At 72.8% G+C, this 13,616-nt stretch carries 12 protein-coding genes and 1 pseudogene; 8 read left to right on the top strand and 5 right to left on the bottom strand.

What is annotated here, in order from left to right; all coding sequences use genetic code 11:
* The first annotated feature begins 1,425 nt into the window (after positions 1-1,425).
* Positions 1,426-1,770: a hypothetical protein gene (locus MKK88_RS03775; protein ID WP_243997263.1), complete on the top strand. Its 345-nt coding sequence runs from the start codon at positions 1,426-1,428 to the stop codon at positions 1,768-1,770.
* Between the two features lie 22 nt (positions 1,771-1,792).
* Here MKK88_RS03775 and MKK88_RS03770 read toward each other — a convergent pair whose 3' ends face one another.
* The 3 genes from MKK88_RS03770 to MKK88_RS03760 form a co-directional block, all read right to left on the bottom strand.
* Entirely contained in the window at positions 1,793-2,005 is a 213-nt protein-coding gene (locus tag MKK88_RS03770) for a hypothetical protein (RefSeq protein ID WP_243997262.1), read from the bottom strand.
* A 421-nt stretch (positions 2,006-2,426) separates the two neighbouring features.
* Positions 2,427-3,062 carry an HTH domain-containing protein gene (locus tag MKK88_RS03765; RefSeq protein ID WP_243997261.1) on the bottom strand — a complete coding sequence of 212 codons (636 nt, stop codon included), beginning with the start codon at positions 3,060-3,062 and terminating at the stop codon, positions 2,427-2,429.
* Between the two features lie 115 nt (positions 3,063-3,177).
* Positions 3,178-4,272 carry a replication protein RepA gene (locus MKK88_RS03760; RefSeq protein WP_243997259.1) on the bottom strand — a complete coding sequence of 365 codons (1,095 nt, stop codon included), beginning with the start codon at positions 4,270-4,272 and terminating at the stop codon, positions 3,178-3,180.
* Between the two features lie 736 nt (positions 4,273-5,008).
* Between MKK88_RS03760 and MKK88_RS03755 the strand changes: the two genes are divergently transcribed.
* Positions 5,009-5,851 carry a TrmH family RNA methyltransferase gene (locus MKK88_RS03755; protein ID WP_243997265.1) on the top strand — a complete coding sequence of 281 codons (843 nt, stop codon included), beginning with the start codon at positions 5,009-5,011 and terminating at the stop codon, positions 5,849-5,851.
* A 121-nt stretch (positions 5,852-5,972) separates the two neighbouring features.
* Positions 5,973-6,227 carry a hypothetical protein gene (locus tag MKK88_RS03750; RefSeq protein WP_243997257.1) on the top strand — a complete coding sequence of 85 codons (255 nt, stop codon included), beginning with the start codon at positions 5,973-5,975 and terminating at the stop codon, positions 6,225-6,227.
* A gap of 68 nt (positions 6,228-6,295) precedes the next feature.
* Here MKK88_RS03750 and MKK88_RS03745 read toward each other — a convergent pair whose 3' ends face one another.
* Together MKK88_RS03745 and argE are read right to left on the bottom strand one after the other, a co-directional pair.
* A complete protein-coding gene (locus tag MKK88_RS03745; protein WP_243997256.1) occupies positions 6,296-7,192 on the bottom strand; it encodes a polysaccharide deacetylase family protein in 897 nt (298 codons plus the stop codon).
* A 210-nt stretch (positions 7,193-7,402) separates the two neighbouring features.
* Positions 7,403-8,602, bottom strand: a complete 1,200-nt coding sequence (gene argE, locus MKK88_RS03740) for an acetylornithine deacetylase (RefSeq protein WP_243997255.1) — start codon at positions 8,600-8,602, stop codon at positions 7,403-7,405.
* 126 nt (positions 8,603-8,728) lie between these two features.
* Between argE and MKK88_RS03735 the strand changes: the two genes are divergently transcribed.
* The 5 genes and pseudogenes from MKK88_RS03735 (at position 8,729) to MKK88_RS03715 (ending at position 13,504) form a co-directional block, all read left to right on the top strand.
* Positions 8,729-9,028, top strand: a complete 300-nt coding sequence (locus MKK88_RS03735; RefSeq protein ID WP_243997254.1) for a hypothetical protein — start codon at positions 8,729-8,731, stop codon at positions 9,026-9,028.
* A 62-nt stretch (positions 9,029-9,090) separates the two neighbouring features.
* Positions 9,091-9,956 (top strand): annotated as a pseudogene (locus MKK88_RS03730) (alpha/beta hydrolase).
* A 341-nt stretch (positions 9,957-10,297) separates the two neighbouring features.
* Entirely contained in the window at positions 10,298-12,049 is a 1,752-nt protein-coding gene (locus tag MKK88_RS03725) for a sensor histidine kinase (protein WP_409566611.1), read from the top strand.
* Between the two features lie 370 nt (positions 12,050-12,419).
* Positions 12,420-12,734, top strand: coding sequence for a hypothetical protein (locus MKK88_RS03720; protein ID WP_243997252.1), 315 nt, complete (start codon positions 12,420-12,422; stop codon positions 12,732-12,734).
* A 92-nt stretch (positions 12,735-12,826) separates the two neighbouring features.
* A complete protein-coding gene (locus tag MKK88_RS03715; RefSeq protein WP_243997251.1) occupies positions 12,827-13,504 on the top strand; it encodes a carbonic anhydrase in 678 nt (225 codons plus the stop codon).
* The last annotated feature ends 112 nt before the right edge of the window (positions 13,505-13,616 follow it).

Raw genomic sequence — 13,616 nt, 5'->3', positions numbered from 1 at the left:
AACGCGCGGGATCCGGTCCCCGCGGCGCCCGCGGCATCGACCGGGCATCCGCCCCGATCAACGCCGTCTTTCTCGTCGCGGTGTCTGTGCGACGGCCCGGTCCTGCGACGCGCCGGCAGACGGTCTCGGACGCGGTGCTGGCACCGCCGGAACCCGCAAAGCGCTGTGGCCTTCCAGCCGTTTACCCGCCTCGTAGTGGACGGGTCCGCAGGTCACGTGGGGTCGGCCCAGAAGGGGGTCGGCGCGGGGGTCATTTCCTCCCCCCGCCGGGGTTAGCGTTGTTTCTCACGCCCCGCATCCGAGACACGCCCCGTACCGGTTCCGCCGCCCGGGGCGATGGCGGCTGAGAGCCACCGACGCGGGCACCGCCCCATCCGCGGGCCCGCCCGGTCAGCCACCGGACGGGCCCCGTAAAGGACGCCCCGGGATCACTCCCGAAGCGCCGCGGACAGGTGGCGGCTAATGAGCACAAAATAGGAACATTGTCAAGCCCTGCGGATGGGTGAACTGGTGGATCCCGTGCGGCACCAGGGCATCGTCGAAATCGGTGGCTGCACCTCATGCGAGCGAAGCGATCCCGGCGGGGAGGGGGCTGAGACCGCCCTCACCCGGATCGCCCCGTCTGCGCCCGATGGCGGAACGCTCGGCCGTGAGGCGCCTCGCAAGCCACATCGCCCGGACGGTGTCGTGGCGGCTTCGTCACCGGTCATGGCACCGTTCAAGACGAACCGTCTGAGATGCCTGCTCGGACGTGCTGGCAACATGCCGGCGACGTGCCGGGTGCCGCGTTGGCATGCCAAGCCTTCGGACCAGCCCCCTCACCCCACCCCGCGGACCGCTATAGTTCCATAATATATCTTATGCGAACGCAAAATGCCGGCTCCGGCAGGATCCGGCGGGGGGTGCTGGTGCGTCGGTGGTGCCGGTGCGTCGGTGGTGCCGGATCGGCCTTATGATCCTGGGTGGGTGGGGACATGCGGTGCCCGCGATCCTCGACCGGGCGAGGGCGGTTCAAGCCCCCTCCCCGCGCGCACGACGCGCACGCGCTGCAGCCCGATCCCGCATGCAGGTCCGCGTTCGCGCGCTCGAGATCGGGGCGGCAGGTCTGGCCTCACGGGCGTGCGGCTTCGGGCGTGCGGCTTCGGGCAGGTGGCCAACCCGCCCGGACCGCGTGGATCTCATCGTCGTCGCGCGGTTCGGCCCGCCGGGGCCGGCTGCGGCGCGGTCCACCCGCATCCCGAAGCTTCCGGACCGGATGTCGATCCAGAGTGACCGCTCCATTCCAGTATCCAGAAACTATTGATAGGGACTTATTAATTCTGAATTTTTGTCTGTTCTTAACGGGCCGCCCCCTAGATTCGCCCGCCGGCTGGTCTCGTCGTGCGGGTTCGGGCGGCGGGATCGCTCGCATCAGGAGCTTCGTCGATGCTCAGGTTCCTCATGGCTCCGGCCGCCTGTCTGATCCTGTGTGGCGCCGCCGCCGCGCAGGATATGCCCGGGCTCGCGACGCTGGCCCCACCCAATCTGGCACAGCCGGGCGACCGGGTCCCCGAGTCGAAGGTCGAGACCGGTCACGCCGAGGGCGACCCCTCCATGTCGCACGCGCTCACGATCGGCGAGAGGCCCGCCGGCGGCCCTGCCCTGCGCGGCGTGGAATCGGGCGCCAGCCAGGCCGTCGCCGATCTGAAGAGCGTGCCCTCGCCCGCCAGGCCCTGGTGTGCGCAGGAGCGCCGGGTCGGGACCGGAGCCGGCTTCTGCATGATCAACTGAGCCGGCCCGCGCGGCCATCGGTTCACGAGGCGGCGTAGAGCGAAACCTCATCGACGGTCGCGTCGGCGTCCGACGCGTAGGTGAGGGAAGCGGCGAGCAGCAGCAGCACGGCCGCCGCGACGATCGCGGTCACGAGCAGGCGCGTGAGCAGCTCCGCGTGGGCCCGGGCCGCATGGATCACCGCGCAGCCGAGCACGAAGGCACAGGCCTGTGCGGCCGGGTTTGCGAGCGCCACCGTCACCGCGTAGCGCCCGGCGCGCGCGCAAGCAGGTTTCGCACGAGCGGCCGCCGATCCTGCGACGGGACCCCGTGATCCACCGGGACCCGGGGCGGCCGACGCGTCGGCCTGCCAACGGAAATCTGCTCGGAACCGGTGGCGCTGCCATCGCGCACGGTTGCGAGTCCGCGTGTCGACCCGCGCCCTTGCGCCGAACCAGCGTCCCGTGCGGTGGGGCGTGCCCCGGGGTTCCGATTCCGGTCGCTCCCGCCCATGACACCCCTCCCCGGCCCGGAGCGCCGATCCGCCGCGCGGATCCGGCCTCACCCCGCAATCCCGCCGATCCGATCAGGTTTCCCGGCGGTCCACGACCCCGATATGAGGCAAGCGGGCCTGCGCAAGGCCGGCTCTCGCGGATTCGTGATCCGTCGGCGGTCGATCAGGCCGACACCCCATCCGTCGCCAGCGCGTAGGTGGCCTCGCCGACGCGCCGCAGGGGGCCGTCCGGGCCGGATCGCTTCCACAACCGGGTGTTGAGGGCCGCCACGGGGTCGCGGCCCGGCAGGGTGAAGCCCTGCGCCGAGAGGATGTCCAGGATCTCGGCCGCGTGCAAAGGTCGATCCGCCTGCGCCAGGGCCGCGCAGGCGGCCTCCACGACGGCCCGGCCGTAGCGCCGGGCCCCCGCGACATCCTCCGTGAAGGCGATGGCCGGTGGGATCGTCGTCCGGGTCTCGGAATATCCCGACGCGGGCAATCCGGCGGCTGCGCTTCCGCGGCCGGAGGGCCGGACGCCATCCGGCCTCGAATCCGATGGGCTCGCCTGGTTTGCGGGCGGGGGCGGGGGCGGGGGCGGGACTGTATCCTGTGCGCGGCCTCGATCGGGTGCCGGGCCGGACATGGCGCCAGCCTCCGATCCCGGGTCCGGATCGTGCCTGTCGGCCCCTGCCTTCACGGCCCCGAGGCGGCGGCCGAGTTCCTGATAGAGGACGAGATCCGCGATCTCCCGGTCGAGCGCCTCCCGCTGGCGGCGCAGAGCCGCGAGCCGCATCTCGATCTCAGCATCCGACAAGCCCATCGGCCATTCCTTCCCGCCAGAAGGAACATACCGTTTATTCCGAGTTTTGGGAACAGAATTCTGGATGGTACCGGCCTATCTCAGGGAACAGAAGGGCGTTCCCTGAGGCGCTCTCTTATTCCGTGCTTCGCAACCGCTTTCCCTTCGAGGCCGGCCGGGGCGGCACCAGCAGGGCGCTGGGGTCGGCCGGGTGCAGGGTCAGGCCGTTATCGTCGAGCACGATCGGCAGGCGCGGAAACACCTCGCACAGATGGGCGAGATCCGCCTTGAAGGCCTGCCGGAAGCTGCGGATCGAGGCGTTCTCGGCCCCGAACTGGGCGTGGAGGTTGGCCCAGGTCAGCCGCAGCGGCCGCTGGAGGGACCGCAGCCGGTAGCCGGTCCAGAACAGCAGGTCGAGCTTCCGGGCCGAGCCCGAGAAGGCCCGGGCGGCCCGGATGTCGACCGGCAGGGCGTGCCGGATCAGGGTCTCGTAGAATTCCGGATCGAAGCGCACGGTGCGTTCCGCGGTCTCGTCCCCCTCGCCGGCCCGGGGACGCCACAGCTCCAGGCTGCGGAAGGGCGGGACGTTGAGGGTGGTGGCGCTGTCGCGCCCGTCCCAGAGGCCGATCTGCATCGAGCAGGCGGCCAGCCGGTTCAGCTGTTCCTTGAACTGACGGATGGTGCCGCGCTCGCCGCCGGTCACCGCGAACCCCATCTCGCGCATGAAGCCCGACAGGGTCTCGGCGACCTTCACGGTGGCGCTGCGCTGGCGCACGGCCTCGGTGCAGAGGTGCAGCAGCATCAGCCGGGCCTTCGGCCCGTAGGGCAGGCCCTGCGGCTCGAAGGCGCCGGTCTCCGGATCCTTGATCCGCCCGGCGATCAGGCTCAGCGAGTTGCGCCCGTAGGTGCGGGAGAATTCGCGCACCGGCCCGGGGTCGCGATAGGGCAGGCCGCAGAGCGCCAGCACCGAGTGGATGTGCTGCAGGCTCGACGGCAGCGCCGGCTCGCTCTCGATCACGAGCCGCACGGCGTCGCGGCGGCGCTGGTCGCGGGAGAGGCTCGACCGGCGGCGCTCCTCCTCGCCGAGCAGGGCGGCCTGCGCGTCGCGTTCGCGCTGGCGATGCAGGACGTGCTCGACGATCTGCGCGAACAGGAAGCCGCCGCGCGCCGCCTCGACCTCGGCCCGCAGGTCCGGATCGTGGATCGCCGCGATCTTCTCCTCGATGGTCATCGCCCCTCGGCCCGAATCGCACGGGCGCACCCTCCCCTGTGGGCGGGATGGCGGCCCGATCCTGCCATGCCACGATTCGGCCGCCGGGGCCCGGCTCCGATCCGGCTTGTCCCGGTAATCCACGCTTCCCCGTGGGATTGCCCGTGGGATTGCCCGTGCGGGTCGAGCGTCGGATCACGCAGAGTCGCATACGGCCCGCGCCGGCCCGATCAGGCCACGCAGAGTTCGATACGCCCCGGCCCGGACATTCCGTCCCCGTTATCCACCGCGCCCGGCGGGATTTCGCGCCGAATCCGATACGCCGATGCGCCGAATCCGATACGGCGACCCGCAGATCCCGCGCAGACTCCGATACGTCCATGCGCAGAGTTCGATGCGCCTCCGCGCAGAGTCGGATACGCAAAGTGCCATCAAGGCCCTGACACCACACAGCAATTTCGACCCTCATATAACCTGCTGAACTGACTCTCTGAAAGACTCTCCCAGATAATCTTCCTACTGCACGCCGCACCGTTCGTTTGAGCGAACGACCCCTCAAGGGAAGGAATTTTCACAGGGATCAAAGGGAATATGCGCGGCTTGTCCACATTCCGGAGCGATCTGCCCCTCGGGGGGAAGCCTGGCGCGACGCGCTTGAGACTGACTTGACGTGACCGATCACGCCCGGTTTCTCGGGATCCCCGATGTGGGCGCCCAGAAAGGCCATGCCGATGTTCCGCTCACCCGTCCTCCCCTCATGACGGATCGCCGCAACGACGACCGCCCGGCCAAGGGCCGACCACCGGGCGGACGGCCGCCGGGTTCATGGCGACCTGGCGGGCGGCCCGGCTACCGCCCCCCGCCGACGGGCCCCCGGCGGGAGGCCGCCGACGGGGCGACCGTGCTCTATGGCTGGCATCCGGTGGTCCAGGCCCTGGGGAACGAGGCGCGCGGCCTGCACCGGCTGCTCGCCACCGAGAACGCCGCCGCGCGCCTGGAGGCGGAATTCGGGGGCGCCCTGCGGATCACCCCCGAGCTGGTCCGCCCGAGCGAGATCGGCCGGCTGCTCGGGCCCGATGCGGTCCACCAGGGCCTGTATCTCGAAGCGGAGCCCCTGCCCGCCCCCGGGCTCGACGATCTGCCGGCCGACGCCCTGCTGCTGGCGCTCGATCAGATCACCGACCCGCACAATGTCGGGGCGATCGTGCGCACCGCCGCGGCCTTCGGGGTCGCGGGGATCGTCACCACGGCCCGCCACGCGCCGGGCGCCACCGGGGTCCTGGCGAAATCCGCCTCCGGCGGGCTGGAGCACGTGCCGTTCGTGACCGTGCGCAACCTCGCCGAGGCGCTGATCGGCCTGGGGGAGCGCGGCTTCACCCGGGTCGGGCTCGATTCCGACGCGCCCGAGAGCCTCGACACCCTGACCATCGCCCGGCCCCTGGTGATCGTGCTGGGCGCCGAGGGCAAGGGCCTGCGCGAGCGGACCCGGAGCTGCTGCGACGTGCTGGCCCGGATCCCGTTCTCGGGGGCGATCCGCAGCCTCAACGTCTCGAACGCCGCCGCCATCACCCTCTACGCCCTGGGTCGGGTCAAGTCTTGAGCGGGCCGGATACACCCGGAAACGCGGTCTTGGCGCGGTGTGGTGTTGTTTCATCTAGGCGGTTACGGGAACCTGCCGTAGGATGCGCGGCGAGGGGGGCGTAGCCACGAGGCGGCGCCGGATGCTGGACGATGCGTTTACCTACGGGGGCTGGGCCATCAGCCTGGTCGCCGTCGGCGTGTGGCTGTGGCTCGCGCGGCGGGCCTTCCCGAGCTTCGACGCCTTCGTGAGGGGGTTCGAGGACGAATTGCAACTGGGCGCGAGTTCGGAGGAGCGCGCGCGCCATGCGCGCTGGCATCAGGTCCGGCAGGCCGCCGTGGCGCTGACCGCCGTGGCGGCTTTGTGCCTGTCGATCGGCTTCGCGATCCCGGACTGATGAATCGGGCGAGGCCCGAGCGTCGGGGCCCAAGCGTCGGGGCCCTGCCCCGACACCCCGCCGAAGGGCTAGCGCCCTTCGGAATCCCGTGAGGCGTCAGCGTAGACCTGTGCGGCGATCGCCCCTGCCGTGGTGAGCCAGATGCGGTCCCGGTGGGACGCGATGTGGGCGAGCGCCGCCCGCAGGGGCCGCAGCCTTTGGGGCTGCCCGACGATGTAGGGGTGGAGCGCGATCCCCATCACCAGGGGCGCCGCCGCGGATTGTTCCAGCATCTCGTCGAAGGCGTCGACGATCGCGTCGGCGAACTGGCGGCCGGTCTCCTTGCGGGCGACGATCGCCGGGATGTCGTTCAGCTCCTGGGGGTAGGGCACCGCGAGGATCTTACCCCCGCCGCGGGTCGCCATCCAGGTGGGCTGGTCGTCGTGGCACCAGTCGAGCAGGTAGCGGTAGCCGGCCTCGGCCAGGAGGTCGGGCGTGATCCGGGACTGCGAGATCCACGGGCCGAGCCAGCCCGCGGGCGCCCGCCCCTCCTCCCGGGTGAGGAGCGCGGTGGCCTCCGCGATCAGGGCGCGCTCCTCCGCCTCCGGCAGCGTGCCCTGCCGCTCGGCATTGGTGCGGCCGTGGCCGACGATCTCGTCGCCCCGCGCCCGGAAGGCCTCGATCAGGCCGGGGCAGTCCCGGTAGAGCCGGCTGTTCGCCAGGACGCTCGCCGGCAGGGCCAGGGCGTCGAAGGTGTCGCGCAGCCGCCACGCCCCAACCCGGTTGCCCCAATCCCGCCAGGCGTAGTTCAGCACGTCGGGCTGCGGCCCGCCCGGGGCCAGCTCGGCGCCGAGTCCCGCGCCGAAGTCGAAGGTCTCGAGGTTCAGCGCGACATAGACCGCGAGCCGCCGCCCGCCGGGCCAGTCGTAGACCGGGCGGTCGGGCAGGGCGCTGTAGCCGTAGCGGCCGTGTCGGGCATCATCCATCGCGGGGTCCGGGGTTCGTCAGGGTCCCCGCGAGATAGGGCGGCGCACCGGCGAACGTCACGGGATTCCAAAGGACGAGGCCTTTGGCGGGTGCAGGGCAGAGCCCTGCGGTACGGATCCCGGACCCCCTTTTCGTGGGTCCGGGATCCGTATGTCGGGGTTTCACCCCGACGCCCCACCAAAGGGCTCAGCCCTTTGGAATCCCCGATTTCAGCCGCGGCACATCGCGATCAGGCGGCGCAGGAAGCCCGCGCAGGCGTCGAGTTCGGCCCGGGTCACGTATTCGTCGGCCCGGTGGGCGCGGGCGATCGAGCCGGGGCCGATCACCAAGGCGGGCACGCCGCCGAGCCGCTCGAACAGCCCGCCCTCCGTGCCGTACGAGACCTTGGCGTGGCTGTTGCGGCCGGCGAGCCGCTTGGCCAGGGTCACGACCGGCGCCTCCGGGTCGGTGTCGAGGCCGGGATAGTCGATCAGCGGCTCGACCGCGACGCCGCAGGCCGGGTCCACGGCCCGCATCAGCGGCGCCAGCGTGTCGGTGGCGTAGGCGATCGCCGACGCCGCCAGCGCCCCGGCATCGTCCGCGCCGATCGCCCGGTACTCGAAGCTGACGCTGCAGCTGTCGGGCACGATGTTGAGCGCCGCGCCGCCCTGGATCACGCTCGACAGGCCGGTGGTGTGGGGCACGTCGTAGAGGTCGTCGCGGGCGCCGTCCCGGGCCAGCGCCTCCGCGGACAGCCGGACGTGCTCGATGAACCGGGCGGCGTATTCGACCGCGTTGACCCCCTGGGGGGCGAGCGCCGAATGGCTGGCCCGGCCCCGGAAGGTGAGGCGGGCGGCGGACTTGCCCTTGTGGCCGACCACCACCTCCATGCCCGTCGGCTCGCCCACGAAGCAGCCCAGCGGCCGGGGTACACGCTCCAGCATCCGGGCGATCAGCGGGCGCACGCCCAGGCAGCCGACCTCCTCGTCGTACGAGATCGCGAGGTGCAGCGGGGTGGCGAGATCCGCCGCGACCATCTCGGGCAGGAGCGCGAGGCAGACCGCCAGGAACCCCTTCATGTCGGAGGTGCCCCGCCCGTAGAGCCGGCCCCCCTCCTCCCGGAGGGTGAACGGGTCCGACGACCAGGGCTGGCCCTCCACCGGCACCACGTCGCTGTGGCCGGACAGCACGTAGCCGGGGCGGTCCGCGAACGGGCCGACGCTGATGAGCAGCGCCGCCTTCCGGCCGGTGGCGTCCGGCACCCGCTCCACCGCGGCGCCGTGGCGGCGGCCATAGGCCTCCACCCAGTCGATCAGCGGCAGGTTCGAGCGGTCGCTCACCGTGTCGAACCCGACGAGGGTCGCCAGCAACGCCGCGGGATCGGGCGCGTCGGCAGGGGGCGGGGCGGTGGAGGGATCGAATTCTGGCATGGGCCGCGCGACTCGTTCCGGGACAGACACCTGTGTACGGGGTTTTCGGGCCGCCGGGGATCCCGGAACCGAAGGCGCGTCCGCGGCGTAGCTTCCGGAAGGCCCCTCCCCCGCCGAGCCCGATCCATGCGCCGCCCGCCCCGCGCGATTGCCGCTTCCCTGGTCCTGTTCGTCCTGCTCCCGGCCACGGCCGAGGCCCGCCCGCACCGGCGCCCGCTGGGCCACGCGACCGACACGGACCGCACGATCGCCCGGATGGCCGCCCGCGACCGGCTCCGGGACTGGCAGAGGTGGCAAGATTCCTGGCAGCAGCCCCGGCCGCTCGCCCGGATCTTCGCCCCGGCCACGCGGGAGCGGGTGGCGGCCCCGCCCTTCACCGGCTGGGGCTACGGCGGCACGATTCCCGGGGCAGCGCCCGGCTTCTGACTTGCCTCGACCCGGCACCCTGCCATGATGGGTGAGCCGGGAGGTGCCGGAGACAACCCACAATGGTTCAAGCGTTCCGCCTCGACGATCCGACCCCGGCGGATCCGCGCCGCCGCTGGGCGTCCCTCGATCCCGACGCCCGGGACGCCTGCTACGACAACACCCGCGCGGTGGCCGACAGCGCGCAGCGGGTCGCCGCCCGGGACGCCGCCTCGGCGGCCTACCGGTCCGCGCATCCGGGGGCGCTCGACCGGCCCTACGGCCCGGGGGCCCGCAATGCGATCGATCTCTATCCGGCCCGGGACGGCGGGGCGCCCTGCCTCGTCTTCTCCACGGGGGCTACTGGCAGCGGAGCGCCCGGGAGCTGTTCGCCTGCTTCGCGCAAGGCCCGAACGCCGCCGGCTGGTCGGTGGCGATGGTCGGCTACACCCTCGCCCCGGAGGCGAGCCTCACCCGGATCGCGGCCGAGATCGGGGCGGCCCTCGACTGGCTGGCCGCGCAGGGGCCGGGGCACGGGATCCGCGGCCCCCTGGTCCTGTCGGGCTGGTCGGCGGGCGGGCTGCTCGCCGCGCTGCAACTCGGCCACCCGGCCGTGGCGGCGGGTCTCGCCATCTCGGGCGTCTACGACCTCGCGCCGATCCGCGAGACCTATCTCGACGCCAAGCTCGGTCTGACCGACGCGGAGATCGAGACCCTCTCGCCCCTGCGCCTGCCGGTCTGCCCCAAGCCCCTGTGCATCGCCTACGGCACGGCCGAGCTGCCCGCGCTGATCCACGACGCCCGCAACCTCCACGCCCTGCGGGCGGCGGCCCATGCCCCCGGCCCCCTGCTGCCCGTGGCCGGGGCGGACCATTTCTCCGTGCTCGACGCCCTGCGCCGGCCGGACGGGATCCTGGTGCGGGCGGCCCATGCCCTGCTCGGGGGCTGACGGCAGCCGTGATGGCGGCTCTGGCGGCCCCGGGACCGTCGAGTCAAATTTGCAACTGGTGATAGAGATTCTGGATCGTGGGGCGTCGATCCGGTCTTGCTGAGCGCCCGGGGCCGTGGTGAGACGGGCGTCGGAACAACAGGACGCCGAACAGGCTCGGCGGGCGCGATCTCCGGCCGCGGGGCAGGCCGGATCCGAAGAGGGATCGGATGCGGGCTCACGCGCGATCGGACGCCCCTGCCGCCGCGATGCCTCCGGCGGCTTCCCCCCCTCCCCCCGTCGCGGCCTCCTCCGGGCCGGGCGAAACCGGCGCCCGCGCCGGCCTGCGCCGCGGATGGCCGGTGCCGCGGCTGCGCGTGGTGCTGGCGCTGGGCTTCGGCACCCTCGGCCTCCTCGCCACCCTGGTGCTGGCCGCCCTGGTGAGCCGCGACGCGACCGCCCGGCTCGAGGCGGAGGTCGGCGGCCAGCTCGCCGAGATCGCCGGCCAGATGGCCCGCAGCCTCGATCTCGGCATGTTCGAGCGCTGGCGCGACATCCAGATCGCCGCCGCCTCCGACAGCCTGCGCGATCCGCGGTCCGGCACGGCGGCCAAGCGCGCCCTGATGGAGCGGCTGCAGGCGACCTACCCGGCCTACTCGATCATCGGCCTGATCGACGCGGACGGCCGCGTCGCGGTGACCAGCACCGGCGCCCTGGAGGGGGCGGACGTCTCCGGCCGCGACTATTTCCGCGCCGGCCGCGAGAAGCCCTTCGTGGGCGACGTGCATCCGGCCAAGCTCCTGCAGAGCCCGACCGCGCGGGAGCCCCTGCGCCTCCTCGACCTCGCGGCCCCGGTGCGGGGTGCGGATGGCCAGCCTGTCGGGGTGCTGGCCGCCCATCTCGACTGGACCTGGGCGCGCGACATGGCGCGCCTGCTCGAAGGCGCGTTCCGGGGCCATCGCGCCGGGGCCGAGATCCTGATCCTGGCGCGCGACGGCAGCGTGCTGCTCGGGCCCCCCGCCCTGCAGGGTTCCCCCCTCCCCGCGGATGTGCTGACCGGCGGGCGGCCCCTCGATCCGCAGGGCGCGAGCCGGGTCGGCCTGTGGCCCGATTCGACCGCGTCCTATCTCAGCGCCCGCGCCGCCACGGCCGGACACCGGGACTATCCCGGGCTCGGCTGGCAGGTGGTGGTGCGCCAGACCGCCGACCGGGCCCTGGCGCCCGCCGCCGCCCTGCGCCGCAGCATCCTGATGGCGGGCAGCGTGGTGGCCCTCGCGGCGGCCTTGCTCGCGTGGCTGCTCGCCGGCCTGATCGCCCGGCCCCTGCGGGAGCTGGCCCTGGCCGCGGGCGTCCTGGGGAGCGACCGGCCGCTGCCGCCCCTGCCCCGCTCCCTCGTGCGCGAGGGCGCGCTGATCGCCGATGCCCTGGGCCATGCGGCGGACGAGCTCGCCCGCCGCGGCGAGGCCCACCGGCTGCTAATCGACGAGCTCAATCACAGGGTGAAGAATACCCTGGCCACCGTGCAGTCGATGGCGGCGCAGAGCCTGAAGAACCTCGGCGGCGGCGCCGTGGCCGGGCGCGACGCCTTCGAGGCCCGCCTGCTCGCCCTGTCGCGCGCCCACGACATCCTGACCCGGGAGAGCTGGGCGAGCGCGGACCTGCGCGGGATGGCCGACCAGGCCGTGCGCCCCTTCCAGGGCGAGCCCGGCCCCGGCCGGGCCCCGCGCGTCACCCTGGACGGGCCGGACCTGCGGCTGCCGCCCGAGGGGGCTCTGGCGCTCACGATGATCCTGCACGAATTGTGCACCAACGCGGTCAAGCACGGCGCCCTGTCGGTCCCGGGCGGCCGCGTGGCGCTGGCCTGGACGCTGGAGAGCGCTTCGGAGGGCCGGACCCTGCGCGTGACCTGGCGCGAGCGCGGCGGTCCGCCGGTCGTGCCGCCGTCCCGGACGGGGTTCGGCACGCGCCTCCTGGAGCGGGGTTTCGCGGGGCGGGACACCGCGAGCCTGACCTACGCGGCCGAGGGTCTGGTCTACGCGGCGGCGAGCCCCCTGCCCGCGGGTTGCGCGGAGACCGGGCCGCTGCCGCGGCGCCTCCGGGCCGGGCGCGCTTAGGCGGGGCGCCTCCCGAGAGGGAGCGCGTTCGGACAGGGGGGTCTACTGACCTGCTTCCGAGCGTAGGGGCGAAGCAGAGGCTGCTCGGCCCTCCTGATGACACGGCACGAAGCGTCTGCCGTCCGGAAGTCTTCGCCGCCACGCGCGGTCGCACGACTCAATCCCATCGTGCGGCGTAATCCCGCTGCCGCGTGCGGATGTATTTCAACGTGCGCCCACGCACACAGTATTACTTGAGACAAGGATTAAATTTTTCATCGTTCGACTGTGTCCCGACGCACATCGGGCCTGGCTGATCATGCCTATGTTCACGACATCAGCGGCGACGCCCGGTCGTCCGCGGAGCCAGACCAGACCCGGAGACACGACGATGCGCGCACGCCCCCTCTCCCTCCTCCGCCCGGCCCTCGGCCTCGCCGCCCTGGCCGCCGCCCTCGCGGCACCCCTTGCGGCGCAGGCCGGCGAGGGCGGCGGCGGGAGCCGTCAGGTCGCCGGCGGCGGCCATATGAGCTCCTACGTCAGCGATCCCCACCATGACCCGCGCTCGCTCCATTCGCAGCGCCGGGGCACCGGCCAGATCCTCGGGGCGCCGATGCTCCACGAGCGGGCCGGGGCCGCGATGGTCCGCCCGGTCGAGCCCCACTGGGCCTCCGGCATCGCGCCGCGCCGTCAGGTCCTGCGCTGAGATCATCCGGCCGCCGGGCTCCGGCCCGGCCGGCCCTCCCCGCCTCCTTCCCCGCCGCCTTCCCCGCTTCCGCCCGTGTCAGGGATCCGTTCATGAACAACCTCGTCCAGGGGATCGCCGCCTTCCAGGGCACCGTCTTCCCCGGCCAGCGCGCGATGTACCAGCAGCTCGTGCGCGGCGGTCAGCACCCGAGCGCGCTGATCATCGCCTGCGCGGATTCCCGGGTCTCGCCGGAGCACATCACCCAGGCGGGGCCGGGCGACTTGTTCGTCTGCCGCAACGCCGGCAACATCGTGCCCCCGGCCTCCGACGTGATCGGCGGCGTGTCCTCGGCGATCGAGTACGCCGTGGTGGCGCTCAAGGTGCGCGACATCGTGGTCTGCGGCCATTCCGATTGCGGCGCGATGCACGGGCTGATGCACCGGGACGCGCTGGCGCGGATGCCCGCGGTCGCGGCCTGGCTGCGCCACGCGGAGGCCGCCGAGCGGATCGTCTGCGAGGCCTATCCGGAGGACATGGACGAGACAGCCCGCCACCACGCCCTCGCGTTGGAGAACGTGGTGGTGCAGCTCGCCAACCTGCGCACGCATCCGAGCGTCGCGGCCGCCCTCGCCAAGGGGACGCTGCGCCTGCATGGCTGGTTCTTCGAGATCGAGACCGGCGCCCTGCTGGCCTATGACGGCGCGGATGGCCGCTTCCGGCCGATCGCGGAGGCCGACATGCCGGTGGCCCAGGCTTCCGCCGCCGGCAGCCAGCGGCGGGCGGCCTGAGCGGAGGCCGGCAGAGGCTGGAAATAGATCGGCCCCCGCCCCGTGCGACGACGGGGCGGGGGCCGGTCAGGTTGTCTCAAGCCTTGGAATCAGGCCGCCGTCTCAGGCCGCC

This window comes from Methylobacterium sp. E-005 (genome assembly GCF_022829725.1).
Lineage (GTDB): Bacteria > Pseudomonadota > Alphaproteobacteria > Rhizobiales > Beijerinckiaceae > Methylobacterium.
The sequence above is the reverse complement of the archived record's forward strand: the minus strand, read 5'-3'. Positions and strand labels throughout refer to the sequence as shown.